This is a genomic window from Kineococcus lubricus, from assembly GCF_050871965.1.
Lineage (GTDB): Bacteria > Actinomycetota > Actinomycetes > Actinomycetales > Kineococcaceae > Kineococcus.
Map to the genome: position 1 here is coordinate 17,443 of NZ_JBJLSK010000017.1, position 26,456 is coordinate 43,898.

29 protein-coding genes and 1 pseudogene are annotated in these 26,456 nt (G+C 75.4%); 10 read left to right on the forward strand and 20 right to left on the reverse strand.

The genetic code is table 11. The features are described from left to right. The first annotated feature begins 117 nt into the window (after nt 1–117). Nucleotides 118–1,650 carry an ATP-dependent DNA ligase gene (locus tag ACRYRX_RS14185; protein WP_432512898.1) on the forward strand — a complete coding sequence of 511 codons (1,533 nt, stop codon included), beginning with the start codon at nt 118–120 and terminating at the stop codon, nt 1,648–1,650. Here ACRYRX_RS14185 and ACRYRX_RS14190 read toward each other — a convergent pair. Continuing rightward, a complete protein-coding gene (locus ACRYRX_RS14190) occupies nt 1,610–2,176 on the reverse strand; it encodes an NYN domain-containing protein (RefSeq protein ID WP_432512745.1) in 567 nt (188 codons plus the stop codon). The two genes, ACRYRX_RS14185 and ACRYRX_RS14190, sit on opposite strands and share 41 nt — an antisense overlap. A 66-nt stretch (nt 2,177–2,242) precedes the next feature. After that, the gene (locus ACRYRX_RS14195; protein ID WP_432512747.1) at nt 2,243–2,881 is read right to left on the reverse strand and encodes an SDR family NAD(P)-dependent oxidoreductase; all 639 of its coding nucleotides are present in this window, start codon (nt 2,879–2,881) and stop codon (nt 2,243–2,245) included. A gap of 114 nt (nt 2,882–2,995) precedes the next feature. Between ACRYRX_RS14195 and ACRYRX_RS14200 the strand changes: the two genes are divergently transcribed. Further along, a complete protein-coding gene (locus ACRYRX_RS14200; protein WP_432512749.1) occupies nt 2,996–3,634 on the forward strand; it encodes an acyl-CoA-like ligand-binding transcription factor in 639 nt (212 codons plus the stop codon). On the opposite strand, the gene rlmC is transcribed toward ACRYRX_RS14200, so the two are convergent. Continuing rightward, entirely contained in the window at nt 3,588–4,754 is a 1,167-nt protein-coding gene (rlmC, locus tag ACRYRX_RS14205) for a 23S rRNA (uracil(747)-C(5))-methyltransferase RlmC (RefSeq protein ID WP_432512750.1), read from the reverse strand. The genes ACRYRX_RS14200 and rlmC overlap by 47 nt on opposite strands. A gap of 32 nt (nt 4,755–4,786) precedes the next feature. Further along, nucleotides 4,787–5,248 (reverse strand): GNAT family N-acetyltransferase, encoded by a 462-nt coding sequence (locus ACRYRX_RS14210; RefSeq protein ID WP_432512900.1) that lies wholly within the window; start codon nt 5,246–5,248, stop codon nt 4,787–4,789. A 75-nt stretch (nt 5,249–5,323) separates the two neighbouring features. On the opposite strand from ACRYRX_RS14210, the gene ACRYRX_RS14215 reads away from it, so the two are divergent. Then, on the forward strand, nt 5,324–6,196 hold the full coding sequence (locus ACRYRX_RS14215) for an aminoglycoside phosphotransferase family protein (protein ID WP_432512751.1): 873 nt from the start codon (nt 5,324–5,326) through the stop codon (nt 6,194–6,196). On the opposite strand, the gene ACRYRX_RS14220 is transcribed toward ACRYRX_RS14215, so the two are convergent. The 3 genes from ACRYRX_RS14220 to ACRYRX_RS14230 are packed head-to-tail and all read right to left on the reverse strand — an operon-like array spanning nt 6,183 to nt 8,459. Continuing rightward, entirely contained in the window at nt 6,183–6,356 is a 174-nt protein-coding gene (locus ACRYRX_RS14220) for an I78 family peptidase inhibitor (RefSeq protein WP_432512753.1), read from the reverse strand. The two genes, ACRYRX_RS14215 and ACRYRX_RS14220, sit on opposite strands and share 14 nt — an antisense overlap. Before the next feature lie 13 nt (nt 6,357–6,369). Continuing rightward, nucleotides 6,370–7,230, reverse strand: a complete 861-nt coding sequence (locus ACRYRX_RS14225) for a Sir2 family NAD-dependent protein deacetylase (RefSeq protein WP_432512755.1) — start codon at nt 7,228–7,230, stop codon at nt 6,370–6,372. Then, on the reverse strand, nt 7,227–8,459 hold the full coding sequence (locus tag ACRYRX_RS14230) for an MFS transporter (RefSeq protein ID WP_432512756.1): 1,233 nt from the start codon (nt 8,457–8,459) through the stop codon (nt 7,227–7,229). Before ACRYRX_RS14230 ends, ACRYRX_RS14225 begins: the two co-directional genes overlap by 4 nt. A 72-nt stretch (nt 8,460–8,531) precedes the next feature. On the opposite strand from ACRYRX_RS14230, the gene ACRYRX_RS14235 reads away from it, so the two are divergent. Next, on the forward strand, nt 8,532–9,467 hold the full coding sequence (locus ACRYRX_RS14235; protein WP_432512758.1) for a LysR family transcriptional regulator: 936 nt from the start codon (nt 8,532–8,534) through the stop codon (nt 9,465–9,467). Nucleotides 9,468–9,488: 21 nt separating this feature from the next. On the opposite strand, the gene ACRYRX_RS14240 is transcribed toward ACRYRX_RS14235, so the two are convergent. Then, on the reverse strand, nt 9,489–10,010 hold the full coding sequence (locus tag ACRYRX_RS14240; RefSeq protein ID WP_432512760.1) for a MarR family winged helix-turn-helix transcriptional regulator: 522 nt from the start codon (nt 10,008–10,010) through the stop codon (nt 9,489–9,491). Nucleotides 10,011–10,177: 167 nt separating this feature from the next. Here ACRYRX_RS14240 and ACRYRX_RS14245 point away from each other — a divergent pair, with 167 nt between their 5' ends. After that, on the forward strand, nt 10,178–11,767 hold the full coding sequence (locus ACRYRX_RS14245) for a GAF domain-containing protein (RefSeq protein WP_432512762.1): 1,590 nt from the start codon (nt 10,178–10,180) through the stop codon (nt 11,765–11,767). 20 nt (nt 11,768–11,787) lie between these two features. Here ACRYRX_RS14245 and ACRYRX_RS14250 read toward each other — a convergent pair whose 3' ends face one another. From ACRYRX_RS14250 to ACRYRX_RS14265, 4 genes are all read right to left on the reverse strand, one after another. Next, nucleotides 11,788–11,949 (reverse strand): hypothetical protein, encoded by a 162-nt coding sequence (locus tag ACRYRX_RS14250; protein ID WP_432512764.1) that lies wholly within the window; start codon nt 11,947–11,949, stop codon nt 11,788–11,790. After that, nucleotides 11,950–12,684: an SDR family oxidoreductase gene (locus ACRYRX_RS14255; protein ID WP_432512765.1), complete on the reverse strand. Its 735-nt coding sequence runs from the start codon at nt 12,682–12,684 to the stop codon at nt 11,950–11,952. Nucleotides 12,685–12,892: 208 nt separating this feature from the next. After that, complete coding sequence (locus ACRYRX_RS14260; protein ID WP_432512766.1) at nt 12,893–13,717, reverse strand: DNA-3-methyladenine glycosylase family protein; 825 nt, start codon at nt 13,715–13,717, stop codon at nt 12,893–12,895. Beyond that, the gene (locus ACRYRX_RS14265) at nt 13,714–15,084 is read right to left on the reverse strand and encodes a DNA polymerase IV (protein WP_432512767.1); all 1,371 of its coding nucleotides are present in this window, start codon (nt 15,082–15,084) and stop codon (nt 13,714–13,716) included. The genes ACRYRX_RS14260 and ACRYRX_RS14265 overlap by 4 nt, the downstream gene beginning before the upstream one ends. A gap of 18 nt (nt 15,085–15,102) precedes the next feature. Between ACRYRX_RS14265 and ACRYRX_RS14270 the strand changes: the two genes are divergently transcribed. From ACRYRX_RS14270 to ACRYRX_RS14280, 3 genes are read left to right on the forward strand one after another with little or no spacing between them, the layout of a single operon-like run. Then, a complete protein-coding gene (locus ACRYRX_RS14270) occupies nt 15,103–15,858 on the forward strand; it encodes a sulfite exporter TauE/SafE family protein (RefSeq protein ID WP_432512769.1) in 756 nt (251 codons plus the stop codon). Between the two features lie 12 nt (nt 15,859–15,870). Continuing rightward, nucleotides 15,871–16,944 (forward strand): winged helix DNA-binding domain-containing protein, encoded by a 1,074-nt coding sequence (locus ACRYRX_RS14275; RefSeq protein WP_432512771.1) that lies wholly within the window; start codon nt 15,871–15,873, stop codon nt 16,942–16,944. Between the two features lie 34 nt (nt 16,945–16,978). Beyond that, nucleotides 16,979–18,121 carry a class I SAM-dependent methyltransferase gene (locus ACRYRX_RS14280; protein WP_432512772.1) on the forward strand — a complete coding sequence of 381 codons (1,143 nt, stop codon included), beginning with the start codon at nt 16,979–16,981 and terminating at the stop codon, nt 18,119–18,121. Nucleotides 18,122–18,203: 82 nt separating this feature from the next. Here the strand turns inward: ACRYRX_RS14280 and ACRYRX_RS14285 are convergent, their stop codons facing one another. From ACRYRX_RS14285 to ACRYRX_RS14300, 4 genes and pseudogenes are all read right to left on the reverse strand, one after another. Next, entirely contained in the window at nt 18,204–18,779 is a 576-nt protein-coding gene (locus ACRYRX_RS14285) for an integrin alpha (RefSeq protein WP_432512774.1), read from the reverse strand. Then, nucleotides 18,776–19,048: an FG-GAP repeat protein gene (locus ACRYRX_RS14290; RefSeq protein ID WP_432512901.1), complete on the reverse strand. Its 273-nt coding sequence runs from the start codon at nt 19,046–19,048 to the stop codon at nt 18,776–18,778. Before ACRYRX_RS14290 ends, ACRYRX_RS14285 begins: the two co-directional genes overlap by 4 nt. A gap of 29 nt (nt 19,049–19,077) precedes the next feature. Continuing rightward, nucleotides 19,078–19,719 (reverse strand): annotated as a pseudogene (locus ACRYRX_RS14295) (hypothetical protein); the annotation flags it as partial. Between the two features lie 198 nt (nt 19,720–19,917). After that, nucleotides 19,918–20,532 (reverse strand): TetR/AcrR family transcriptional regulator, encoded by a 615-nt coding sequence (locus ACRYRX_RS14300; protein WP_432512775.1) that lies wholly within the window; start codon nt 20,530–20,532, stop codon nt 19,918–19,920. Between the two features lie 99 nt (nt 20,533–20,631). Here ACRYRX_RS14300 and ACRYRX_RS14305 point away from each other — a divergent pair, with 99 nt between their 5' ends. Next, nucleotides 20,632–22,233, forward strand: a complete 1,602-nt coding sequence (locus tag ACRYRX_RS14305) for an APC family permease (RefSeq protein ID WP_432512776.1) — start codon at nt 20,632–20,634, stop codon at nt 22,231–22,233. Here the strand turns inward: ACRYRX_RS14305 and glpX are convergent. The 3 genes from glpX to ACRYRX_RS14320 are packed head-to-tail and all read right to left on the reverse strand — an operon-like array spanning nt 22,214 to nt 24,510. Continuing rightward, on the reverse strand, nt 22,214–23,185 hold the full coding sequence (gene glpX, locus ACRYRX_RS14310; RefSeq protein WP_432512777.1) for a class II fructose-bisphosphatase: 972 nt from the start codon (nt 23,183–23,185) through the stop codon (nt 22,214–22,216). The two genes, ACRYRX_RS14305 and glpX, sit on opposite strands and share 20 nt — an antisense overlap. Nucleotides 23,186–23,242: 57 nt before the next feature. Next, complete coding sequence (locus ACRYRX_RS14315) at nt 23,243–24,271, reverse strand: zinc-dependent alcohol dehydrogenase family protein (RefSeq protein ID WP_432512779.1); 1,029 nt, start codon at nt 24,269–24,271, stop codon at nt 23,243–23,245. A gap of 56 nt (nt 24,272–24,327) precedes the next feature. Next, entirely contained in the window at nt 24,328–24,510 is a 183-nt protein-coding gene (locus ACRYRX_RS14320) for a hypothetical protein (RefSeq protein WP_432512781.1), read from the reverse strand. A 319-nt stretch (nt 24,511–24,829) separates the two neighbouring features. Here ACRYRX_RS14320 and ACRYRX_RS14325 point away from each other — a divergent pair, with 319 nt between their 5' ends. After that, on the forward strand, nt 24,830–25,420 hold the full coding sequence (locus tag ACRYRX_RS14325) for an HD domain-containing protein (RefSeq protein WP_432512782.1): 591 nt from the start codon (nt 24,830–24,832) through the stop codon (nt 25,418–25,420). Here ACRYRX_RS14325 and ACRYRX_RS14330 read toward each other — a convergent pair. Beyond that, nucleotides 25,389–26,399, reverse strand: coding sequence for an LLM class flavin-dependent oxidoreductase (locus ACRYRX_RS14330; protein WP_432512784.1), 1,011 nt, complete (start codon nt 26,397–26,399; stop codon nt 25,389–25,391). The genes ACRYRX_RS14325 and ACRYRX_RS14330 overlap by 32 nt on opposite strands. Nucleotides 26,400–26,456 lie beyond the last annotated feature (57 nt).

Here is a 26,456-nt window from a genome sequence, read left to right on the forward strand (position 1 = left end):
AGCCGCCCATCCCCCACCGGTGCACCGGCGTCGGGTGAGCCCTCTCGCACCGGCACCACCGCACGCGGTCACCCTGCCACGGTGGCGGGTGGGGCGGAAGTGGGCAGGATGGGTCCCGTGCTGCTCGCCGACGTCGTCGCCACCTCGGCCGCCGTGGCCGCCACCCGCGCGCGCACCGCCAAGGTCGCCGCGATCGCGGACCTGCTGGGCCGCCTGGACCGGGCCGACGCCGAGCTCGCCACGACCGTCACCGCCTACCTGGGCGGCAGCCTGCGCCAGCGCCGCACGGGCCTGGGCTGGCGGTCCCTGACGTCGCTGCCCGAGCCGGCCGGCGCGCCGTCCCTGACCGTCCTGGGCGTCCACGCGCGGTTCGAGGAGGTCGCGGCGCTGGAGGGGCCGGGGTCCCGGGGCCGCCGGGACGCGGCCGTCGCGGAGCTGTTCGGCGCGGCCACCGCCGACGAGCAGCGGTGGCTGCGCGGGGTCGTCACCGGTGAACTGCGGCAGGGCGCGCTGGACACCCTCGTGCAGGACGCCGCCGCGCAGGTCGCGGGGGTCCCGGCTGCAGACGTGCGCCGCGCCGCGATGCTCGCCGGGTCCACGGTGGCGGCCGCGGTCGCGGCACTGCGCGGCGGGGCCGCGGAGCTGGCCGGTTTCGGGCTCGTGGTGGGCCGCCCGCTGCTGCCCATGCTGGCCTCCAGCGCCCCCACCGTGGCCGAGGCGGTGGCGGGGTTCACCGGCCCTGTCGCCGTCGACACCAAGCTCGACGGGATCCGCGTCCAGGTGCACCGCCGCGACGGGCAGGTCCGCGTCGCGACCCGCACGCTCGAGGACATCACCTCGCGGCTGCCCGAGGTCGTCGACGTCGTGCGGGCGCTGCCCGGCGGCGACGTCGTCCTCGACGGCGAGGTGCTGGCCCTGGACGAGACGGGCCGCCCGAAGGCGTTCCAGGACACCGCGTCCCGCACCGCGCAGGCCACCGGGACCGCCGTGACGCCGTTCTTCTTCGACGTCCTGCACTCCGGCGGGACGGATCTGCTGGACACGCCGCTGCGCAAGCGCCTCGCCGTCCTCGACGCCCTGGTGCCCGAGCGGTACCGCGTGCCGCGCCTGGTCACCGACGACGCGGACGCGGCGACGGCGTTCTCGCGGGACGCCGTCCGCGACGGCCACGAGGGCGTGGTCGTGAAGGACCTGGCGGCCGGGTACGCCGCGGGCCGGCGCGGCGGGGCGTGGGTGAAGGTGAAACCCGTCCACACCCTCGACCTCGTGGTCCTGGCGGTGGAACCGGGGTCGGGGCGGCGCGCGCGGTGGTTGTCGAACATCCACCTCGGCGCCCGCGACCCCGGGACGGGCGGTTTCGTGATGCTCGGCAAGACGTTCAAGGGCATGACGGACGAGGTGCTGGAGTGGCAGACGAGGCGCTTCCGGGAACTGCAGACCGGTGTCGACGGCCACGTCGTGACGGTGCGGCCCGAGCAGGTCGTCGAGATCGCGTTCGACGGCGTGCAGCGCTCGACCCGCTACCCCGGCGGTGTGGCCCTGCGGTTCGCCCGGGTCGTCCGGTACCGCGAGGACAAGACCGCCGGGGAGGCGGACACGATCGAGACGGTCAGAGGTAGCGCGTCGGGTCGAAGTCGGCCAGCGGGATGATCCGGACGCGGGGCAGCACGACGTTGAACGCGCGGACGTCGTCCTCGAGGTCGAAGACCTTCAAGCCCCGCTCGGCCAACCCCGCGTACTGGGAGTTCATGAACTCCCGGAACCCGACCATGCCGACGAGCCGGTCGCCGGTGAGCAGGCGGTCGATCTGCGGGAGGAAGTCGACGTCGTGCGACCCGAGCAGGACGTCGCCGTCGCGGTCGACGAGGGCGTCCAGCGTGCGCTGGATGCCGATGTCGACGACCTTCTCCCCCGGGCCGCCGGCCAGCGGGATGGGTTGGTAGCCCAGGGCCAGCAACGCCTGGACGAAGGACATCGGCAGGTGCCCGTTGGAGGCGTTGAGGAAGAACAGGCCCTTGGCGGGCTGCTGGAACGTGGTGCGCGCGAAGTTGAGCAGGCGCTCCCAGCGGGGCCGCTGCTCGGGCCCGGGCCGGCCGTCCAGGATCGAGGCGCCCAGCGTCGCGTCGATGTTCTCGCCGTCGACGACGACGTACGTCGTCCGGTCCGCGTCAGTCACCCCGTGAGGCTATTGCATCGACCGGGGCCGACCCCCCGCTCGCCCGGCCGGCCCCGTGCGGGGCGCTCAGCGGTCGGTGTACCCCGCGTCCACCGGGTACGTCGCGCCGGTGACGCGGCTGGAGGCGTCCGAGCACAGCCACAGGCTGGCCTGGGCGACCTCGCGGGGCTGCCCGAAGCGGTTGAGCACGGACAGCTCGGGCGCGAACTCGGCCTCGGTCTGGCCGGTCTCGGCCAGCGCCGCGCGGATCACGGGGGTGTCGATGGCGCCGGGGGCGACGGAGTTGACGCGGATGCCGTGCGGGCCGTTCTCCAGGGCGGCGACCTCGGTGAGCCCGCGGACGGCGTGCTCGGCCGAGACGTGGGCCGCGTCGTACCCCTGGGGGCGGTAGCCGCTGACGGAGGAGATGTTGACGATGGACCCGCCGTGGCCCTGGGCCAGCACCTGCCGCAGCTCGTACTTCAGGCACAGGGCGGTGCCCTTGAGGTCGATGGACACGAGCCGGTCCCAGTAGTCCTCGTCGAACTCCGAGACGAGGGCGTTGTCCGGCTCGATGGCGGCGTCGTCGACGGCCACGTCGAGGCGCCCGTAGCGCTCGACGGTGGCGGCGACGAGGGCCTGCACCTGCTCGGAGCGGGAGATGTCGACCTGGACGAAGTGGGCGTCGCCGCCGGCGGCCTGGTCCTGCAGGACCGGGAACGTCACGGCTCCCTCCTGGCTCGACGTGTACGACAGGTGTCGTTCAAGGGAGGCTGCGCCTGCGTCCGGACGTGTCGTTGACCCCCTCCGGGGGGCCACGCTTGTGGCACGCTGTCTGACGTGACTGAGCAGCCGGTGGAGAAGACCGCCCCACGCCGCGGGAGGCCACCCGCCTCCTCCCGCGAGGAGATCGAGACCGTCGCGATCGAGTTGTTCCTGAGCAAGGGTTTCGAGGAGACGACCCTCGCCGAGATCACGGCGGCGGCCCGCGTCAGCAAGACGAGCTTCTTCCGCTACTTCCCGTCCAAGGGCTCCATCATCTGGTGGCGCTTCGACGAGTTCACGGCGGGTTTCGCCGAACTCCTGGAGACGGCGCTGCCCTCCGAGGACGCGACGCTGGACCTGGTGCGCAGCTGCATCATCGGCGCGCTGGAACGGGTCATCGACCCCGACGGGTTGTGGATGCAACGATTCAGGGTCCTGGACGAGTCCACGGAACTGCGCTCGGGCGAATCGGAGCAGTGGGCCGCCTGGACCGAGCACGTCGCCTCGTTCGTCGCCCGCCGGCACGGGTTCGCGACCGGTGACGTCGCCCCGCAGGCCGTCGCCGGTGGTGTCCACGGCGCCTACGTCGCGATGCTGCGCCGCTGGCTGCTGGTGGACGACCCCGGCCGGGACCTGCTGCCCGAGCTCGACCGGGAACTGCAGCCGCTCAGCCGCGTCCTGCAGAGCTGGCTGGACGAGTCGCCCGCGGCCTGACCCGTTCCAGCAGCGTCGCGACCTCCACGTGCGGGGTGTGCGGGAACATGTCCAGGACCTGCCCGCGCACCGGCCGCAGCGACGGCATCGCCGCCAGGTCCCGCGCCAGGGTCACCGGGTTGCAGCTGGAGTAGACGACGTGCCGCACCGTCGAGGCCTCCAGCCAGCCGGCCAGCTCCGGCCCGATGCCCCGCCGCGGCGGGTTCACCACGACCAGCTCCGGCTGCTGCTCCGGCGAGGACGCGAGCGCGAACCGGGTCGCGTCCCCGGCCGCGAACTCGACGTCCGGCAGGTCCCGCGCCGCGTGCCGGGCGCTCTGGACCGCCTCGGCGCTGACCTCGATCCCCAGGACGCGGCGGCCCGGGGCCGCGCAGTGCAGCGCGAAACCCCCGACCCCGCAGTACAGGTCCCACACGCTCGCCGGTCCGATCGCCTCGACCCAGCGCGCGACCTGCGCGTACAGCTGCGCGGCGACGTGCGAGTTCGTCTGGAAGAAGCTCTGCGGGCGCAGGTCCAGCGCGACCGGGCCGAGCGGCATGGTCAGGGTCGTGCGCTCGGTGAGCGGGACGTCGACGTCACCCTCGACGACGGCCTTGTGCTCGGGCAGCAGGTTCGCCGTGACGACGCGGATCCGCGGCGCCTGCTCCAGCAGCTGCGGCAGGTGCTCGCGCAGCCGCGCGAGCGGCCGCTCGGTGCGCAGCACGAACCGGACCATGAGGTCACCGGTCGGGGACTCGGTGACCAGGACGTGCTTGAGCTCCCCGCGCCGGCGCGGCACGTCGTAGGGGGCGAGCCCGGCCCGCACCGCGAACCGGGCCAGCAGGGGCAGCACGGCGCGGATGCCGGGGGCCACGACCGGGCAGTCCCGCAGGTCCACCCCGCGGCCGTCACCGTCGAGGATCCCGAACGTGGGGCGCTCGGCGGTGCCCCCGACGACCATCTTGGCCTTGTTCCGGTACCCGGCCTGGGGGCTGGCGACGGTCGGCAGCCACTCCAGCCCGGCATGGGCCGCGAGCAGCTCGGCGCAGCGTTCCTCCTTGTCGCGCAACTGGTCCGGGTAGGGGACCTCGATGAGGGTGCACGACCGGCACGCGTGGGCGTCGTAGTAGGAGCACTGCATGGCACCCCCAGTGTCTCACCGCCCGCGCGGGCTCACAGGTCGCGGGCGCAGCAGATCGACAGCTCCTCCCCCGCGTACGGGCCGAAGTTCTCGATGCGCTCGTACCCCTCGCGCAGGTAGAAGCGCAGCGCCTCCGGCTGCAGGGTGCCGGTCTCCAGCAGCAGCCGCCGCACGCCCAGGGCCCGCGCCTCGTCCTCGATCGCGCGCAGGACAAGGGTCGCGACGCCGCTGCCGCGGCGGTCCGGCTCGACGTACATGCGCTTGACCTCCGCCCGGCCCGGCTCCAGGGGGCGCAGCCCGCCGCAGGCCACGGCCCGGCCCGCGTCGTCGCGCGCCACGAGGAACACCGGCACGTCGTCCGCGGTGGGCGCGGTCCCCGGTTCGTGGTCGTCGCTGCCGTAGCGGGCGTCCAGCTCGGCGCGCTGGGCCGCCCGCAGCCGCGCGCCGTCGGCCGCCTCCCAGGGTTCGCGGTGGATCGAGAAGCTCTGCGGGATCACGCGCACGACCGTACCCGCCGGGGGCGCGGGAACTCCCTCGACCCCCCGCACCCACCGGTGTTGACTCACCCGGTGGGCACGACCGGGAACCCCGACCGCCTCACCGTCACCGCCGACCAGGTGCGCCGCCTCGTCGCCGGGCAGTTCCCGCAGTGGGCCCACCTGCCGGTCACCCGCGTCGACCGGCCCGGGTGGGACAACCAGACGTTCCGCCTCGGCCCCGGCATGCTCGTGCGGCTGCCCAGCGCGGCGGGGTACGCGGGGGCCGTGGAGAAGGAGCAGCGCTGGCTGCCGCTCCTGGCCCCGCAGCTGCCGCTGCCCGTCCCCGTCCCCCTCGGGCACGGGCGCCCCGGCGCGGGGTACCCGTTCGGGTGGTCGGTGTACCGCTGGCTCGACGGGCGGACCGCGCTGGCCGCCGAACCCGCCGACCCGGTGCGGTTCGCGGCCCACGTCGCGGGGTTCCTCGACGCGCTGGGCCGCGTCGACCCCACCGGCGGCCCGCAGCCCGGTCAGCACAACTGGTTCCGCGGCGGGCCGCTGGGGTTCTACGACGAGCAGACCCGCCGCGCCCTGCACGACCTCACCGGCCGCCTCGACACCGCCCGGGCCGCGGCGCTGTGGCAGGAGGCGCTCGACGCGCCGTGGGACGGGGTGGACCGCTGGTTCCACGGCGACGTCGCCCCGGGGAACCTGCTGCTGCGCGACGGGGAGCTCGGCGCCGTCATCGACTTCGGGACGTGCGGGGTCGGCGACCCGTCGTGCGACCTCGCGATCGCGTGGACGGTGTTCCGCGGGCAGGCGCGGCGGGTGTTCCGCGAGGCCCTGGGCGTCGACGACGCGACGTGGGCGCGGGGCGCCGGGTGGGCGTTGTGGAAGGCGCTCATCACGTTCGACGAATCCCCGGGCAGCGGGCGCGTCGTCGAGGAGATCCTCAGCCGGCGCTGAGGTGGTCGAGCCGGTCGTCGGCGTCGAGGTGGACGTTCAGCCGGTCGGGGCGGTAGTCCAGCGTCACCGCGGTCCCGGGCCTGATCACCCGCACCGCCCGCCCCTGCGCCCGCGCCCGCTCGACGGCCTCCGGCCAGGGCAGGCCCTCGAACTCCCGCACCCACCCCTCCACGTCAGACCCCCAGCCGCCGCAGCAGTTCCGGCAGCACGACCTGCAGGTCGGCGTCGACGCGCACCGCGGCCTTCGCGTCCCCGCGGGTGGGCCCGGAGGTCACGATCGCGACGGGCTGGTCGTTGCGGGCGGCGTGCAGCACGAACCGGTACCCCGACATGACCGCCAGGGACGAACCGAGCACCAGCAGCGACCGCCCGGCGTCCAGCAGCTCGAAGGACCGCTGCACGCGGTCCTTCGGCACCGTCTCGCCGAAGAACACCACGTCCGCCTTGAGCGCGTCCTGACCGCAGCGGCGGCACGGGACGGTCCGGAAACCCTCCAGCTGGGCGTCGGTGAGGTCGGCGTCGCCGTCGGGGTTCAGGGCGTGCAGCTCGCTGATGCGGGCCTCGAACGACGGGTTCGCCTCGCGCAGCCGGACGGCCAGTTCCGCGCGGGACGTCACCTCCCCGCAGCTCAGGCACACGACCCGGTCGAGGTTGCCGTGCAGTTCGACGACCTCGCCGGTCCCGGCCGCCAGGTCCAGGCCGTCGACGTTCTGCGTGATCGTCCCGGTGACGAACCCGGCGCGCTCGAGGGCGGCCACCGCGCGGTGCGCGGCGTTCGGTTCGGCGCGGCGGAAGTGCTCCCAGCCGACGTGGCTGCGCCCCCAGTACCGCCGCCGCCCCTCGGCAGAGCCGGTGAACTCCTGGTACGTCATCGGCGTGTGCCGCCGCAGCGACCCGTTGGGCCCGCGGTAGTCGGGGATGCCCGAACCGGTGGACATCCCGGCCCCCTCCAGGACCACGACGCCGCCCCCGCCGACCAGGTCCGCCAGAGCGTCGATCCCGTCGACCCCTTCGAGCACGAGTTCACCGATCACCACCCCATGCTGCCCGCCCGCTCCCGGCCCCGCAGGCCCAGGGCGGCCAGGACCGCCGCGCACACCGCGAGCGCCGCGACGACGGCGACGACGACGCCCCACCCGCCGGCGCCGAAGGCGAACCCGGTGAGCCAGCCCACGACGCTGGACCCGGCGTAGTACGCGAACGTGTAGAGGGCGGAGGCCTGGGCGCGGACCGCGGGGTGGGCGCGGGCGCCGACCCAGCCGCTGGCGACGGCGTGCGCGGCGAAGAACCCCGCGGTCAGCAGGACGAGGCCGGTGACGACGACGGCGAGGTCGGCGGCGAGGGTGAGCAGGCAGCCGAGGACGAACACGCCGGTGGACCCGAGCAGCACCGGCAGCCGGCCACGGGTGGCGAGGCGCCCGGCGACGGAGGAGCTGAGGGTGCCGGCGAGGTAGACGACGAACAGCAGCCCGACCACGGTCTGCGACAACGAGAACGGCGGCCGCAGGAGCCGGAACCCGAGGTAGTTGTAGACGGTGACGAAGGACCCCATGAGCAGCAGCGCCTGGGCGTGCAGGACGAGCAGCGACGGGTCGGTCAGGGCCCGCCGGACGCGCCCGGCGACGCCGCGGGAGGTGGTGGGGACGAACCCGCGCGCGCGGGGGACGACGGCGCAGAACACGGCGGTGGCGGCCAGGCCGGTGACGGCGACGGCGGCCACCCCCCAGCGCCAGCCGAGCAGGTCGGCGACGCCGGCGGAGACGATCCGGCCGGTGAGGCCGCCCAGGGAGTTCCCGGCGACGTAGGCGCCGGCGGCGAGGGCGACCTCGCGGGCGTGGACCTCCTCGGCGAGGTGGGCCATCGCGACGGCGGGCAGTCCGCCGAGGGCGGCCCCCTGGACGGCCCGCAGGACCAGCAGCGCGCCCAGGCCGGGGGCCAGCGGCACGGCCAGGCCGAGGGCGGTGGCCAGCACGGCGGAGACGACCATGACGGGGACGCGGCCGACGCGGTCGGCCAGGGCGCTCCAGCCGACGACGGACACGGCGAGCGCCCCGGTGGCCACGGAGACGGACAGGGCGGCGCGGGAGGCGGTGAGGTGCAGGCCGTCGGCGAGGGCGGGCAGGACGGCCTGGACGGAGTACAGCTGGGCGAAGGTGGCGACGCCGGCGGCGAACAGGGCGACCGTGGTGCGGCGGTAGCCGGGAGTGCCGCGCTCGTGCCCGAGCCAGGGGGCGCCGGGCCGGGTGTCCGTGGGGGAACGCACTCCTCGACGGTAGGAACCGTCGACCGATGCGTCCAATGCCTCGATCGGGTCTGACTCATGCACACTTGCGAGGTGGACGATCCGGTGCGGGTCCTCGCGGGCCCCCTGCAGGTGCTCGCCGCGTTCGGGGAGCACGAGCACGTCACGCGGGTGGCGGAGGCGCTGGGGCTCGGCCAGCCCACCGTCAGCCGCGCCCTGGCGCGGGCCCAGCGGGCCGCGGGGGTCCCGCTGTTCGTCCCCGACGGCCGCGGGGTGCGCCTGACCCCGGCGGGGCGGGCGCTGACGGCGACGGCGGCGCGGGCGCTGGCGGAGGTCGAGCGCGGGGTGCGGGAGGTGCGGGAGGACGACGCCGTGGACACGGGGCGGGTCGCGCTGGGGTTCCTGCACACCCTGGGTGCGGCGGCGGTGCCGGCGCTGGTGCGCGCGTTCCGGCAGGACCGGCCGCGGGTGCGGTTCCAGCTGCACCAGGGCGCGGCGGGTGCGCTGCTGGACCAGCTGACCCGCGGCGAGGTCGACCTGGTGCTGACGTCCCCGGTGCCGGACCGGCCGGGGTTGCGCACCGCCGCGCTGGCCGAGCAGCCGCTGGTGGTGGCCTTCCCCGGGGACCACCGGCTCGCGGTGCCGGGACCGGTGCGGCTCGCGGAGGTGGCCGGCGAGGAGTTCGTGCTCTTCGAACGGGGGTACGGGCTGCGCGAGGCCGCCGACGCGCTGTTCGACCGGGCCGGGATCGTGCCCCGGGTCGCGTTCGAGGGGCAGGACGCGCACACGCTGCGGGGGCTGGTGGCCGCCGGGCTGGGGGTGGCGGTGCTGCCGTCGGCGCAACGCGGCACCTCGGAGGCGTTCGCGGGGGTCTTCCCGGGGGTCTTCCCGGGAGTCGTCGAGCGGCCGCTGGCGGGGCCGGGGTCGACGCGGGTGCTGGGACTGGTGTGGCGCGACGAACCGCTGCCGCGGGTGACGGCGGCGTTCCGCGACCTGGTGCGGGAGCGCCGGGAGCTGCTGGTGCCGTGAGCGCCGGGCCCGGGCGTGGGCTCAGCCGGGCTGGACGACCTCGGCGAGCAGCACGGCGAGGTCCTCGGCCCGCGCGGGCGAGAGCGGGGCGAAGAACGACTTGAGGTCGGCGCGGACGTGCACGGACGCCTCGTCCAGCACCCGGCGGCCGTCCGGGCTGATCGCCAGGATGACCTTGCGGCCGTCGGACGCGTCCCGTTCGCGGGTCAGCAACCCCTTGCCCTGCAAGCGGTCAGCGACGAGGGTCACGACGGACTGCGGGACGACCATGCTCCTGGCCAGCGCCCCGGCGCTCTGCGGGCCCGCGACCTGCAGCAGGTACATCGCCCGCAGGTCGCTGGCCAGCAGGCCGACGCGCCCGGCGGCGGTGTCCAGGATCGCGAGGACCCGCAGACCCGCCTGCACGGTCAGCCGGCCGATCTCGGCCCCGGTCCCGGGGGCCACGGCGACCACGTCGCCCTCCTCGCGCACCCCGGGCAGCGCCGCGCCGTCGATCGGGACGGTCGGGGGCGCGGGAGCTGCCGGTGCGGGAGGGGTCGTCACGGGTGCTGCATCGGCCCGGACGCCGGATCCCTTGACCCGCACGGGTGCACGTGCGCGGTGGTGGTCAAGCGGGCCCCCGCGCCCGCCGATGGTTCAGCACTGAAGGACATCAGCGCGCTGCGGGCTCGTCCGGCCACGACCAGCGCCCACCGGGAAGCGGAGACGCCATGTTCGCTCGTTCCAGCGCGAGGACCCGCGCCGCCGCCGCAGACCGCCGGATCGCCGAGGGGGTCGCCGACGTCGAGGCGGTCACCGAGGTGGTGCGCGCCCTGGAACGGGCCCGCACGCCCGAGGACGCCGTCCGCATCGCCCTGGAGACGGTGCGGGCCCGCTTCGGCTGGGCCTACGGCTCGTACTGGCGCCTCGACCGCGCCCCCGCTGGAGCGGCCCGCGGCCGGGACGTCCTGCGCTTCGCCCAGGACAGCGGCGAGGTCGGCCAGGACTTCCGCAGGGTCACCCTGGAGGCCACCTTCACCGAGGGCGTGGGCCTGTCCGGCCGGGCCTGGCGCGAGCGCGACCTCGTCTTCGTGGCCGACCTGGCGCAGGTGACCGACTGCGTGCGGGCCCCCGTCGCCCAGCGCGCCGGGGTGCGCTCGGGCATCTGCTTCCCGATCCTGGACGCCGGTGCGGTCATCGGGACGATGGACTTCTTCGCCACCGAGGAGCTCTCCCCCTCCCCGGCGCGGCTGTCGGTGCTGCGCACCGTCGGGACGCTGGTCTCGGCGACCCTGGCCCGGCTGCGCGAGGCGGTCCGCCAGGAGAAGGCGGCCCAGGACGTCGAGGCCGTCTCCACCCTCATCCGGTCGCTGACCGAGGCGACCAGCGAGGAGCAGGCGCTGCGGGTCGCGCTGGACACGATCCGCCGGGAGTTCGACTGGCAGTACGGCTCGTTCTGGCGGCTGGACGAGACCGGCCCGGCCGCCTCCCACGTCCTGCGCTTCGGGCTGGAGTCCGGGGACGCCGGCCAGGAGTTCCGCCGGGTCACGCTGGCGGCGTCCTTCGCCGAGGGGGTCGGTCTGTCGGGGCGGGCGTGGGCCCGTCAGGACCTCGTGTTCGTCGAGGACCTCGGGGAGGTGACCGACTGCGTGCGGGCCCCCGTGGCCCAGCGCGCCGGGGTGAAGTCCGGCGTCTGCCTGCCCGTCGTCGTGGGGGGCCGGGTCGTGGGCACGATGGACTTCTTCGCCACCCGCACCCTGGTCATCTCCCCCAGCCGGGAGAGCGCGCTGCGCAACACCGCGTTCCTCATCGGGCAGGCCATGGAGCGCTTCGCCGCCGGGCGGCGGCTGACCGAAGCCGGGTCCGACCTGCTCGATTCGATCGGCGAGGTCGAGCGCAACGTCCTGCGCGCCGGCGAGGTCGCCGGCCGGGGTGAGCAGCTGACGCTGGGGGCCAACGCGGAGGTCCAGGCCCTGGAGCAGGCCAGCGCGGGGATCGACGAGGTGGTGCGCACCATCCAGGGCATCGCCGCGCAGACGAAGCTGCTCGCGCTGAACGCCACCATCGAGGCCGCGCGCGCCGGGGAGGCCGGGCGCGGCTTCGCCATCGTCGCCGAGGAGGTCAAGGAGCTGTCCGGGGAGACCGAGCGGGCCACCGCGGACGTCAGCGCGCGGGTCGGCGCCATCCAGTCGCGGGTCGAGTCCGTCACCGCGTCCCTGGCCCAGATCCACGAGGCCGTGGGGCAGATCAACGAGACCCAGTCCGTGATCGGGGGCGTCCTCACCGAGCAGGTCTCCGTGACGCGCAGCATCCTCGGCTGACCCTCCTGGCTCCGGGAGCCCTACTCCTTCGGGCGCCGGCTCTGCGCCAGGACGATCGCGCCGCCGGCCGCGGCGCCGAACGCGCCCCACGCGACCGCGTCGCGGCCCTGGCTGAGCAGCACGACCCCGGCGGCGACGAGGACGAGCAGGACGACGTACCCGGCGAGTCGCTTGCTCCCCACTCAGCGCCCCCCGGAGACGTCGAGGGTGGTGCCGGTGACGTAGGACGCGGCGTCGGACAGCAGCCAGACGACGGCTTCGGCGACCTCGTCGGCCTCCCCGCCGCGCCCGAGCGGGACGTGCTTCTGGAGGCGCTCGACGCGCCCCGGTTCCCCGGAGCTGGCGTGGATGTCGGTGCGGATCAGGCCCGGCCGCACGCCCGCGACGCGGATCCCGTCGGCGGCGACCTCGTGGGCGAGGCCGACGGTGAGGGTGTCGACGGCGGCCTTGGACGCGGCGTAGTCGACGTACTCCCCGGCGCTGCCGAGGACGGCGGCGCGGGAGGAGACGTTGACGATGGTCCCGCCGCCGGCGGCGGTCAGGTGCTTGACGGCCTCGCGCGCGCACAGGAACGCGCCGACGACGTTGACGTCGAGCAGGCGGCGGATCCGGTCGACGTCGAGGTCGACGACCTTCGACTGCGGGGCGGTGATGCCGGCGTTGTTGACCAGGCCGGTGACGGGCCCCAGGCCCTGGGCGGCGTGGAAGAGGCGCTTGACGTCGGACTCGACGGACACGTCGGCCTGCACGGCGAGGGACTCGGTGCCCAGGTCGGCGGCGGTGGCGGCGACGACGTCGGCGGCCTCGCGGTGGGTGGAGTAGCTGAAGCAGGTCCGCACGCCGCGGGCGGCGAGCGCGCGGACGACGGCGGCCCCGATGCCGCGACTACCCCCGGTGACCACCACGGTTCCGTTCACGCACCGACCGTAGCGAACCCTCCCCGACCTCCCGCGCCCCACCTCCGCGACCGAGGACAGCCACCCGGCGATCAAGGACACCCAGTCCGCGATCAAGGACACCCAGTCCGCGATCAAGGACACCCAGTCTGCGATCAAGGGCAGCGGACCCTGACCGTCCGCGGGAGTCCTTGATCGCCGCACGGGTGTCCTTGATCGCGGAGGGGTGTCAGGTGAAGACCTCCGCGGTCCACAGGTGCAGCAGCGCGTACCCGCGCCAGGGCCGCCACGCCTCGGCGCGGGCCGCGGCCTCCCGCGCGGTGACCCGGCCCAGCGCGCGGCGCAGGACGAGGTCGGAGGGCAGGAACGCGTCGGAGTCGCCGAAGACCCGCAGCGCCACGTAGTCGACGGTCCACGGGCCGATGCCGGGCAGGGCGAGGAGCTGCGCGCGGGCGGTCGCGGGGTCGGCGGTGTCGAGGTCGAGGCCGTCGGCGAGCAGGCTCGCGAGGGCGTGCAGGGTGCGGGCCCGCGCCCCGGTCACGCCGGTCACCGCGCGCAGCGCGTCGGGGCCGGCGGCGGCCAGCGCGGCGGGTTCGGGGAACGCCGTCAGCGACCGCAGCGGCCTGCCGTGGGCGGCGACGAGCCGGCCGGCGAAGGTGCGGGCCGCGCCCAGGGAGACCTGCTGGCCCAGGACCGTCAGCAGTGCCGTCTCCGCTCCGCTGACGGCGCGCGGAACCCGCAGGCCGGGGTGCGCGGCGACCAGCGGCGCCAGCAGGGGGTCGGCGGCCAGGTGCCGCTCGGCGGCGCGGTGGTGGCCGTCGAGGTCGAGCCAGCGGCGCACGGCGGCCGGGTCGACCTCGCCCCCGGGCTCGACCTCCACGACGACCTCGGTGCACCGGTCGGCGGTCCCCAGGTCGACGGTGACCTCCACGCCGCCCGGGAACACCCTGCGGTGCACGCCGTCCACGTGCGTCTCGGCGCCGGGCACGGCGTGCGCGGCCAGCCAGCGGCGCAGCGGGGCGGCGGGCAGGCCGTCGGGGACGGGCAGTCTCACGGGGCCTCCGGGTCGAACACGGGCGGGTCGGCGGGGCTGAGGTCGGGGTCGTCGTCGCGGAACGTGCGGACCCGGCCCACGGGGGTGTGCGGGCCCTCGAACCGGACGGTGACGCGCCCCACCCCCGACCCCTGGATCCACCCGGGACCGAACTCGGCGTGGGTGACGTCCTGGCCGGGCCGCCAGCCCGTCGAGGCGTGCGGCCCGTACGGCTGCGGCGAGGCGCCCCCGTCGTCCGCGCCCCCCTCGGCGTCCTCGGCGTCCTCGGGCCCCTCCTGGGGGGCGGGCGGTTCGAGCTCGGCGAGCAGGTCGATCTGGCTGAACTCGCTCAACCCCGAGACGCCGACCCCGAGCAGGCGCACCCCGTCGGCGACGTCGACGCCGTCGAGCAGTTCCCCGGCCTGCTGCGCGATCTCCTTCGCCGAGCTCGTCGCGTGCGGCAGGGTGCGCGAGCGGTTCAGCGTGGAGAAGTCGTACCGGCGCACCTTGATCGTCACCGTGCGGCCCGACAGGCCCGACCCGGCCAGCCGGACCGCGACGCGCTCGGCCATCCGCCGCAGCCGCTCCCGCAGGTCGCGGCGGTCGGTGAGGTCGACGGCGAACGTCTCCTCCGCCGACACCGACTTCGCCTCCCGCTCGGCCACCACCGGCCGCGGGTCGATCCCCCGGGCGAAGGCGATCAGCGCGCTCCCGTGGGCCTTGCCGAGCATCCGGACGAGTTCGGCCTCGTCGGCCGCGGCCAGCGCGCCGATCGTCCTCAGCCCGGCCCGGGCCAGCCGGTCCCCCGTCACCGACCCCACCCCGGGGATCGCGCGGACGCTCATCGGCGCCAGCAGCGCCTCCTGCCCGGCGGGCGGGACGACGACCAGCGCGTCGGGTTTGCGCAGGTCCGAGGCGATCTTCGCGACGAGCTTGCTGGCCGCGACCCCCACCGACACCGTGAGGCCGGTGCGCGCGCGGACCGCGGCGCGGAACCCCTCGGCGATCCCGGTGACCCGCGGCACGTCCAGACCGTCGTGCACGGCGGCGAGGTCGACGAACGCCTCGTCCAGGGACAGCGGCTCCACCAGCGGGGACAGCTCGTGGGCGAGGTCCATGACCTGCCGGGACACCGTCCGGTACGCCTCGAACCGGCCCGCCAGGTACGCCGCGTTCGGGCACAGCCGGCGGGCGCGGGCCGTCGGCATGGCCGAGCCGATCCCGAACGCGCGGGCCTCGTAACTGGCGGTGGACACGACCCCGCGCCCGCCGGTACCCCCGACGACGACGGGCCTGCCCCGCAGGGACGGTTTGTCGCGCTGCTCCACGGCGGCGAAGAAGGCGTCGAGGTCCAGGTGCAGGACGCCTGGAACCGTCGGGTCGGTCACGACGAGTACGCTCCCACGGTGCTGGACCTGACGCCGACCGACCTGATCCCCCTGTACCTGGCGGCCCTCGTCATCGGGTTCGCCAAGACCTCCATCGGCGGGGCCGGGACGATCGCCGTCGCGATCTTCGCCGCCGTCCTGCCGGCCAAGGAGTCCACGGGCATCATCCTGCCGCTGCTCATCCTCGGCGACGTGTTCGCCCTGTCGGTCTACCGGCGGCACGCCGACTGGGGCCTGCTGCTGCGGTTGTTCCCGTACGTGGCGGTCGGGGTCGTGGCCGGGGCGGGGTTCGTGCGGGTCGTCGACGACACGGTGATGCGGCGCTCGATCGGCGTGCTGCTGATCCTGCTCGTCGCCATGCACGTGTGGCGGCAGCGGAAACTGCGCGGGCGGGGCGAGGCACCGGCGGTGTCGGTGGCCCGGCGCCGGTGGACGTCGGTGGGTTTCGGTTTCCTCGCCGGGTTCACGACGATGGTCGCCAACGCCGGCGGCCCGCCCATGTCGATCTACCTGTTCGCGATGGGCCTGGGCGTGATGTCCTTCCTGGGCACGGGGGCGTGGTTCTTCTTCATCGTGAACTGCTTCAAGGTGCCGTTCAGCATCGGGCTGGGGCTGATCAGCGTGGAGTCCCTGTGGCTGGACCTGCTGCTGGTCCCCGGTGTGGTCGTCGGGGCGCTCGTCGGGTGGTGGCTCGCGAAGCGGATCGACATCAAGACGTTCGAGAAGTGGGTCCTGGGGTTGTCGGTGGTCTCGGGGCTGAACCTGCTGCGGTGAGAGGGGTGCGGGGTGGAACTGCGGTCCGGTGACGTGGGGTCGTGGCGGCTCGTCGCGCAACGGGTCGTGCCCGTCCTGCCCGACGCCCCCGACACCCCCGCCGCCGCGGAGGTGGTGCGGCACCTCGCCGCCGTCCAGGCGCAGGACCTGCGGGCGGCCGCGACGGCCGTGGCGGTCCGGACCGCCGCGGGCACCGTCGACGGCCTCGCCGCGGCGCTGGCGGCCGGGACCGTGGTGCGGTCCTGGCCGATGCGCGGGACGCTGCACCTGATCGCCGCGGCGGACCTGCCGTGGGTGCTGGGCCTGTGCGCGCAGCGGACGGCCGCGGCGACGCGGCGGCGGCGGGCCGAACTCGGGATCTCCGCCGCCGACCTCGACGTCGCACGGGACACGGCGCTGCGGTCCCTGCCACCGGGCGGCGCGACGCGGGCCGAGCTGCTGGCCGCGTTCGAGGCCGCCGGGCAGGCCACCGGGGCCGGCCGCGGGTACCACCTCCTGCTGGACCTGTCCCTGGACGGGACGCTCTGCCAGGGCCCGCCGCGCGGGCGCGAGCTGCTGTTCGTCCGCGCCCGGGAGTGGATCACCTCCCCCGAGGCCCACGAGGGCCCCGCGGACCCGACGGCCGAGTGGGCCCGCCGCTACCTGCGCGGCCACGGCCCGGCCACCCCCGCCGACTTCGCGCACTGGACGGGACTGCCGCTGGGCCGGGCGCGGCAGGGGTTCGCCGCGGTCCGCGACGAGTTCGAGGCCGTCACCGTGGACGGCGTGGAGCACCTGGTGCCCCCGGAGCTCCCCGGCCTGGTCGACGCCCACCGCCGGGCCGCCCGCGGCGTCCACGTCCTGCCGGGTTTCGACGAGTTCCTCCTCGGGTACCGCGACCGCTCCCACGTCCTGGCCCCCGGACACGCCGAACGGGTGACGCCGGGCGGGAACGGGGTGTTCCGCGGGACCGTCGTGGTGGGCGGGCGGGTCGCCGGGACGTGGAACCGCGACGGCACCACCGACCTGTTCGCCCCCCTGGCCCCGGCGCGGGCCGCGGAACTGGCGCGGCGGTCGCGGGCCCTCCCGGCGGGGTGGCTGGGCTGACCGCCGCGCGGACGGCGGTGGGTACCGTGAACCGGTGACCTCCCCCGTCTTCGACTTCGACGCCCTGCGCCGCCGCCCCGACATCGAGGCGCCGGAACTGGTCGCGGTCGACGCCGCGGACCGCCTGCTGCTCGACGAGGCCGCCGCCGCGCTCGCCGCCCCTGGCGCCGACGTGACGGTGATCGGGGACGACTACGGCGCGCTGACGCTCGGGGCGCTGGACCGGCACGGCCTGCCGCGGGTGCGCGTCCACCAGGACCTGCTGTCCGGGGAACTGGCCCTCGCCGCGAACGCCGCCGCGGTCGGGACCGACCCGGCCCGCGTGGAGAACCACGCCGAGCCCGGCCCGGAGCTGGTGGCCGGGGCGACGGTCGTGCTGCTGAAGCTGCCCCGGAGCCTCGACGCCCTGGACGCGACCGCGCGGCTGGTCGCCCGGCACGCCCACCCCGACGTCGTCGTGTTCGCCGGGGGCCGCGTGAAGCACATGACGCGGGCCATGAACGACGTCCTGGCGCGGTCCTTCGAGGACGTGCGGGCGGGGTTGGGCCGGCAGAAGGCGCGGGTGCTGACGGCGACGCGGCCCCGCCCCGGGGTCCCCGAGGGCGCACCCCGCCGGGCCCGGCACGAGGAGACCGGGTCGTGGGTGTGCGCCGTCGGCGGGGCGTTCGCCGGGACCGGCACCGACATCGGCACCCGCGTCCTGCTCGACCACCTCGACGAGGTGGCCGGAGCGGTCGGGGCGCCCGGGACCGTCGTCGACCTCGGCTGCGGCACGGGGTTGCTGGCGGTCGCCGCGGCCCGCCGGTTCCCGCGGGCCCGGGTCGTCGCCACCGACCAGTCCGCCGACGCCGTGGCCAGCGCCCGGCTCACCGCGGCCGCGAACGGCCTGGCCGACCGGGTCGAGGTGACCCGCGACGACGCCGGGTCGCGGCTGCCCGGCGGGAGCGTCGACCTGGTGCTGCTGAACCCGCCGTTCCACGTCGGCGGGGCGGTGCACACCGCGATCGCCTCGAAGCTGTTCCACGCCGCGGCCCGGGTGCTGCGGCCCGGCGGGACCCTGGTGGCGGTGTGGAACTCCCACCTGACCTACCGGCGCGAGCTCGAGCGCGTCGTCGGCCCGACGCGGCAGGTCGCCCGCACCCCGAAGTTCACCCTCACGGCCAGCACCCGCCGCTGACCGGGGGCGCGGGTCAGCGGGTCAGACCCTGGCCGTAGCGCACCGAGGTGCCGGCCCCCAGGTTCGGGAAGAGGCCCTGGTGCTAGGTGGTGTGGCCGGCCCAGCGGCTCACCGGCCCGTCCTGCCCGGGGTAGATCTCGGCGGACCCGGCGGACTGGACGCCGCCGACGTCGTCCCCGGGAGCCCCGACGACGACGTCGTCGCGCCCGTCGCCGTTCAGGTCCGCGCGCCCCAGGGAGTAGCCGAACATGTTGCCGCTGTTCCCGGAGTTGCGGTAGCCGTCGGTGGTGGAGGACAGGACCGTCCGGTCGGCCTCGTAGAAGCTCTCCGCGCCGCCGTAGAACACGTACGCCGCACCGGCGTTCTGCCCGAGGTCGACGTCCTGCCCCTCCGAGCCGATGACGAGGTCCTCGTGGCCGCCGTGCCCGAAGGAACCGGCCACGAGCGCGGAACCGAAACCGTCGCGCGCCTGCATGTACCCGTCCGGCAGCGCGCCCTCCACGAGGATCTGCGGCTTCGTGGTGTCGACGCCCCAGGGGTCACCGGGGAGCACGGTGACGACCCCCGCGCCGGGTGCGGCGACCACGGAGGCTTGCGGCGCCCCGACGGCGACGTCGGCGTGGTGGCTGCCGATGAAGCGGCCGACGGCGACGGTCATCCCGAAACTGGGCCGGTCGCCGGTGCCGGGCAGGTCAGCGGGGGTGACGGTGCGGCCGTTCTGCGCGGTGATCCCGTCCTCGCCGCCGTGCAGGAGGGTGATCCGCCGGTTCCGGGGGAACCCACGACGAGGTCGTCGAAACCGTCCCCGGTGACGTCACCGGTCGCGACCGAACGCCCGAACTGCGAACCGTCGGCCGGGAAACCCTTCCCGACCTGGCCGTCGGACCAGACGGAGTCCGGTTCCAGGACGGTGGTGCCCCGTTCCACTCGTCCACGCCGCGCAGCACGCTCACGGTGCCGCCGCGGATCCCGCCGGTGGTGTCGCCGATGGCGCCGACGGCCAGGTCGGCGCGACCGTCGCGGTCGAAGTCGCCGGCGGCCAGCGCCCAGCCGAACCCCTCCCCCGAGTCCGCGGTGCCGGGGACCCCGGCGCCCTGGCGGTACTCGCGGCTGCCGGTGGAGGTGAGGCCGCCGGGGCCGCCCTTGAGGACGACGACGCTGCCGGCGCCGGTGGCGCCGACGTCGTTGCCGGGGACGCCGACGGCGAGGTCGGCGTACCCGTCGCCGTCGAAGTCGGCCGCGGCCACGGCGGTCCCGAAGAACTCCATGGCCGTCGCGTCGCCGTCCAGGCCGGGGCTGTCGGCGTGCCAGAGCTGGGTGCCGCCGGCGGAGACGCCGCCGAAACCGCCGTAGGAGACGGTCACGGTGCCGGCGTTGGGCTTGTTCCGGACGGCCTGGTAGGGCGAGCCGATCGCGAGGTCCTCGTAGCCGTCGCCGTTGAAGTCGCTGGAGACGCCCAGCCCGCCGCCGGCGTGCGCGGCGGGGGCGCCGGCGACGCCGGTGAGGCAGGTCGCGAGGACGCCGAGGGTGAGGGCGGGGACGAGCGGGCGGCGCGGCGCCCGGGAACGGGAACTGGTCGTGGACGTGCTGCGGTGCATGCGGTTTCCCCTGCGAAGAGTGGTCGCGCGCCCGCGCAGCGGCGTACCGGACCCCCTGTCCGGTGCACTGCGGTGTGGTTCGTCGTCCGGGCGGACGCGCTCGGCGATGGCCGTGACCGAGAACCTAACGTCGTTAGGATCGAGGGGTCAAGAGTTTTCCCGCCGACTCCGCCGACTCCGGCGGCCCGCCCGGACCGGTCAGCGCGCCGCGCGCGCGGCCACCGCCTCCACCAGGTGCGCGAGCCCGGCCTCGAAACCCTCCTGGTCGATGGTGCGGCGGTCGCAGGCGCGCAGGGCCGCGACGAGCGCGGGGTAGCGGCCCTCGTAGTCGTCGGCCCCGGCGAAACCCCCGATGAACGTCTCCACCGCCGAACCCAGCACCAGGTAGTCCAGGACGACGGCGCTGCGCATCGCCTCGTCCGGGGCGAGGCCGTGGCCCAGCAGGGCGGCCAGCAGGGCGTCGTAGACCCGCAGCGCGGAATCGGTGCCGATGGGCCGGCGCACGATGAGGACCGTGGCGCCGGGGTGGCGGGCGTAGGCGGCCCGGTAGGAGTGCGCGAAGGCGGCCAGCCCGCGCCGCAGGTCCGGGTCCCGCAAGGCCTCCAGGTCGATCTCGTCGTCGATGAGCTCGTGGACGGTGTCGAGGATCTCCTCCTGGGAGGAGACGTGGCTGTAGAGCGAGGGCGCGCGCACCCCGAGGCGCTCGGCGAGCGCGCGCATCGTCCAGCCCTCCAGGCCGTTCTCGTCGATGAGTTCCAGCGCGGCCCGGGCGATGGTCGTGCGGTTCAGGGGTGCGGTCGAGGACCTGGGCATGCCGACTCCGTCCGGGGGTCTTCCCCTCGCGTCCTAACGCTGTTAGGTTCCACAGCGACTAACGACGTTAGGGTACGCCCACCACCCCCGGAAACCCCGATGCCCACCCCCTCCCCGACCCACGACCCCAGCCCCGCCGACCCCCTCACCGGGACGCACGAGGACACCGCCCGGCTCCGGTCCCTGGGCTACGACCCGCGACTGCGCCGCGGGCTGGGGGTGCGCGGCAACCTCGCGATGGGCCTCGCCACCACCTCCCCCGTCGTCGGCCTCTACGGCGTCGCCCTCGTCGGGCTGACCGTGGCCGGCGGCACCTGGGTGTGGGCGCTGCCCGTCGCCCTGGCCGGGCAGGCCTGCCTGGTCTCCGTCTACGCCGAGCTCGCCGGCCGCTTCCCCGTCGCCGGTGGCGCCTACCAGTGGACGCGGCGGGTCGTGCCCGGACCGGCCCTGGCCTGGCTCACCGGCTGGCTCTCCGTCTGCGCCTACCTCGCGGCCAACACCACGATCGCCTACCTCGCCGCGCCCTGGGCCTGGGCGCTGGCCGGGCGCACCCCCACCCCCGTCGCCCTCGTGCTCACCGCCGTCGCCTTCCTCGTCGTCTGCTCCGCGGCCAACGCCCGCGGCATCGACACCCTGCGCCGCCTGGTCAGCGCCGGCATCGCCGCCGAGGTCGTCGCCTCCCTCGGCGTCGGCGTCGTCCTGCTGCTCGCCGCCCGCCTCCAGCACCCCTCGGTCCTGCTCGACGCCCTCGGCAGCGGCGCGCTCTTCGACGGCTCCACGACCTCGGCGACCCTCGCCGTCCTCGCCGTCGCCGGGTGGGCCTTCCTGGGGGTGGACGCCTGCACCGCCACCAGCGAGGAGACCCGCGACGCCGCCCGGCACGTACCGCACGCGGTGTGGGGGGCGCTGCTGTCCGTCGGCGCGATCGTGCTGCTCGACGCCGTGGCCGTCACCCTGGCCCACCCCGACCCCGCCGCCGTCGTCGCCGGCGCCGACCTCGACCCCGTCACCACCGCCGTCGTGCACGGCTTCGGCACCTGGTCGGGCAAACCGTTCGCCGCGCTCGTCCTCACCGCCTTCCTGGCCTGCGGCCTGGCGGCGCAGGGCGCCACCGCCCGCACCGCCTGGTCCATGGCCCGCGACCGCGTCCTGCCCGGCTCGGCCCACCTGCGCCGCCTCAACGCCCGCCTCAACGCCCGCCGCGCCCCCGTCGGCGCCCTCACGGTCGTCACGGTCGCCGGCGCCACCGGCCTGCTCCTGGCCCTGGACGCCACCGCCATCGGCAGCCTCACGGTCTTCGGCACCGCCTGCGCCTACCTCGTCTTCCTGCTCATCGCCCTGGCCGCGCTGGCCGGCCGCCTCACCGGCCGCTGGCGCCCCGCGGGCAGCGCCCGGCGCGTGCGGACGGGCCTGGTCCTCAACGTCCTCGCCGTCCTCTGGCTGGCCTTCGAGTTCGTCAACACCGCCTGGCCGCGGACCGTGCTCGCCCCGCCGGGAGCCCCCTGGTACCAGGTGTGGGCCGGGGTCCTCGTGACCGGTCTGGCCGTCGCGGCGGGCGCGGCGCACCTGGCCCTGGCCCGCCCCGACCGCCTCGTCGCCCGGGCCGCCTCCTTCGGGGCGGTCCCGGTGCAGGGGGCCGGGGAACGGGCCTGGACCGCGCGGGTCCGGCGGGGTCCGGCGGTCAGAGCCACTTCTCGGTGAGGTGGTCGGCGCGGATGTGCCGGATCGTCCCGGAGCGGGCGCGCAGCGCGATCGACTCGGTGCGGATGATCGGGCCCTTGCGCCGCACCCCCTGGACGAGGTCCCCGTCGGTGACGCCGGTGGCGACGAAGAACGTGTTGTCGCCCTTGACCAGCTCGTCGGCGGTGTAGACGTGGTCGAACTTCAGCCCGGCGTCCAGGCCGCGCTGCCTCTCCTCGTCGCTCCCCGGCGCGAGCCGGGCCTGGATCAACCCGCCCAGCGCCTTGATCGCGCACGCCGTCGCGACCCCCTCGGGGCTGCCGCCGGTGCCCACGCACATGTCCAGCCGCGCCTCGTACGACGCCGCGCCGATCCCGCCCATGACGTCACCGTCGAGCAGCAGCCGGGTACCGGCACCGGCGGCGCGGATGTCGGCGATCAGCTGCTCGTGTCGGGGACGGTCCAGGACACCGACCTGGATCTCGGAGACGTCCTTGCCCTTGGCCTTCGCCAGCGCCCGCACGTTCTCCCCGATGGGCTGGCGCAGGTCCACCACCCCGACCCCCTCGGGCCCGGTGACGATCTTCTCCATGTAGAAGACGGTGTGGGCGTCGAGCATCGACCCGCGGTCGGCGGCGGCGATCATCGAGATCGCGTTCCGGCGGCCCAGCGCCGTCAGCGACGTCCCGTCGATGGGGTCGACCGCGATGTCGCACGCCGGGCCGTTGCCGGTGCCGACCTGCTCCCCGTTGAACAGCATGGGGGCCTCGTCCTTCTCCCCCTCGCCGATGACGATGACGCCCGCGAAGTCCACGGTGCCGAGGAACTCGCGCATGGCGTCGACGGCGGCGCCGTCGGCGGCGTTCTTGTCACCGCGGCCGATGTACGGGGTGGCGCGGATCGCCGCGGCCTCGGTCGCGCGGACCAGTTCGAGCGCGAGGTTGCGGTCGGGGGTGGTGGGCAGACTGCTCATGCGGATGCTCCTGGCTGCTGGCACCGGTGGGTCGGCCCATCATGCCCGAGGCCCCGTTCAGTCCGGCCAGACGATCCCGACCTTGCCGCCCACGCCGGAGTCGGCCACCGCGTACGCCTCCCCGGCCCGGTCCAGCCCGAACGTGTGCGTGACCACCACCTCCGGGTGCAGCCCCCAGCGGGCCAGGTTCGCCAGCAGCTCGGCCATCCGCACGGTCGAGGACACCCACGACCCGTGGATCGTCAGCTGCCGGTGGATGATCACCTCGCTGACGTCGACGGACAGCCGGCCGCCCTCCCCGACGAGCGCGACGCGCCCCCAGCGGCGGGTGTGCCGCAGGGCCGTGAGCTGACCGGCCCCGCTGCCGGAGCAGTCGACCGCGGCCTCCGCCCCGTCCCCCAGCAGCGCGGCCAGCTCGTCGTCGGTCCCGGCGACCGCGTGGTCGACGGCCCCCAGCTCCACGGCCAGCGCCCGGCGCTGCGGGCTCGGGTCGGTCCCGACGACCTCGACCGCCCCCATCCGCCGGGCCAGCAGGCCGGCGGCCAGGCCGACCGGGCCCAGGCCCGTGACGAGCACCCGGTCGCGGCCGCTGACCGCGAGCCGGCACAGGGCCTCGTAGGCCGTCCCGAAGCCGCAGGCCACGCACGCGCCGTCGAGGAAGGTCAGCTCGTCGGGCAGCACCAGCAGGTCGCGCTCCTCGGCGAGCAGCAGGTCGGCGTGACCGCCGTCGCGCTGCCACCCGTACGCGGCGCGCCCGGGCCCCGTGCAGCTGATCTGGTACCCGCGGCGGCAGTCGTCGCACTGCCCGCAGCCGCTGATGTGGTAGACGACGACGCGGTCCCCGACCGCGATGCGGCCGACCCCCTCGCCCACCGCGACGACCCGGCCGGCCGGTTCGTGGCCCCCGACGACGCCCTGGTAGGCCTCCGGCCCCTCCCCGAGGTGCTCGCGGTAGATGGCCCGCAGGTCCGACCCGCAGATGGTGGAGGCCCGCACGGCGACGACGACCTGCCCGGGCCCGGGGTGCGGGTCGTCGACCTCGCGCAGGTCGACCTCGCGGTTGCCGGGCAGGAAGGCAGCGTGCACAGGGGGACTCCTCGTCGAGCGGTGACGACGAGCATCGGCAGCGGCGGTGACCGCTGTCAAGATCCGGTCACGACGACGCCGGGCGCGGCCCCGGTGAACCCCTCACCGAACTGCCGCGGGGGCTGGAACAGCGTCGCGCCCAGCTCCAGCGTCCGGGCCGGGGCGGTCGGTGGCCGGCACCCCGCCGAGCCGGCCGGCGAACCGCGCGTCCAGGATCCCGGGCTCGTGCTGGTGGTCACCGGTGCGGAACCCCGCGCACCGGGGCTGCTCCGAGCAGGGGCGATCCCGAGGAGTTCGGCGCACCAGCGTTCGCTCCCGTGAAGTCCTCGGCCGGCAGCGCCACGGCGGTCACCCCCCTCGCAGCGAAGCAGCGGGACCCGGTCGCGGAACCGCCGGTTTCTAGAAACTTGGCGAGGGAATCGTGCAGACCCGCCCCGGAACCGGTCGACCCCGTGCAACGTTGGACGAGCTATTGCACGGCCCCACCGGTCGTGACAGCCTTGCCGCGGATCGTGGGCGACGAGGACGTCTCCAGCAGCGGGAGTCAGGATGAGCAACGTGAGCACGGACACCGACGTCGACGCGGCCCTGGAACTGGCGCGTGAACTCCTCAGCGGCGTCGGGGACCGGCTGGCCCACTCGACGGTCGCCGCCCGCACCGCCGAGTCGATCGCCCGCACGGTGCCCGCGGCCGACCGCGAACTGCTCGTCTGCGCCGTCGCGCTGCACGACGTCGGGTACGCACCGGAACTGCGCCGGTCGGGTTTCCACCCCCTCGACGGTGCCCGGCACCTGGAGGCCCTGGGGTGGCCGTCCCGCCTGGTGGCCCTCGTCGCCCACCACAGCGGGTCCCGCTTCATGGCCCGGACCCTCGGCCTGGAGGAGCACCTGGACGCCTACCCCGACGAGGGCGGCGCCCTCGCCGACGCCGTCCTGTACTGCGACATGACGACGACGCCCGACGGCCGCCGGGTGTCCCTCGCCGAACGCCTGCAGGACGCGCACGCCCGCCACCGGGAGGCCCCCGACGCCGAACGGCGGGCCCGCCGGGAACGCGAACCGTTCCTGCGGGCCGCGGTCGCGCGCGTCCAGGCCCGCCTCGGCCCCGCCCGTCAGATCAACGCGATCCCGCTGCCGCAGAGCCGCTGAGGGACTCGACCGCCTCGGCCAGCAACCGCACCGACCGCAGGCGCGCGTCCGTCGACAGCGCCTGGTGGGCGACGATCAGCTCGTCCGCGCCGGCCTCGCGCTGGAACTCCTCCAGGTAGGAACGGACCTCCCCGGGCGTCCCGACCGCGGAGTAGTGCTGCATCTGCTGCACGTGCTGACCCGCGGCCGTCTCCATGAGGATGTCGACCTCCGCCTCCGTGAACGTCCGGCCCCGGCCGAACAACGCCGTCGCGAAACGCCGCTGCACCTGCGCGAACGACTCCCGCGCCTGCTCCGTGGAATCGGCCGCGACGACGTTCACACCCGCGATGACGTACGGCTCGGCGAGCTGCTCCGAGGGCCGGAACTCGTTGCGGTACGACACGACCGCCGCCCGCAGCTGCTGCGGGGCGAAGTGCGACGCGAACGCGTACGGCAACCCCAGACGGGCCGCCAGGTGCGCCCCGAACGTCGAGGACCCCAGGACGTACAGCGGGACGTTCGACCCGCCCCCGGGAGTGGCCTGGACCCCGGGGACCCGGGAACGCCCCGCCAGGTAGTCGCGCAGCTCGGCGACGTCCTCGGGGAACTGCGCCGACTGCGACGGGTCGCGCCGCAGCGCGAACGTCGTCGCCTCGTCCGAACCGGGCGCCCGGCCCAGGCCGAGGTCGATGCGGCCGGGGTACATCGCCTCCAGCGTCCCGAACTGCTCGGCGATGGCCAGCGGGGAGTGGTTGGGCAGCATGACGCCCCCCGCCCCCAGGCGGATGGAACTCGTGTGCGCACCCACGTGCGCGATGAGGACCGCCGGGGCCGAGGACGCGATGTGCGGCATGTTGTGGTGCTCGGCGTACCAGACGCGCCGGTAGCCGTGCTCCTCCGCCGTCCGGGCCAGGGCGACGCTCGCGGCGATGCTGTCGCCCGCCGACTGCCCCGGGGCGATCGGGGCGAGGTCGAGGACCGAGAGCACGAGCGACATGGGGGTGACCTTTCCGAGGCGGAGCTTCCGTCAGGGGGCAACCCCGCCCGCGCCCGG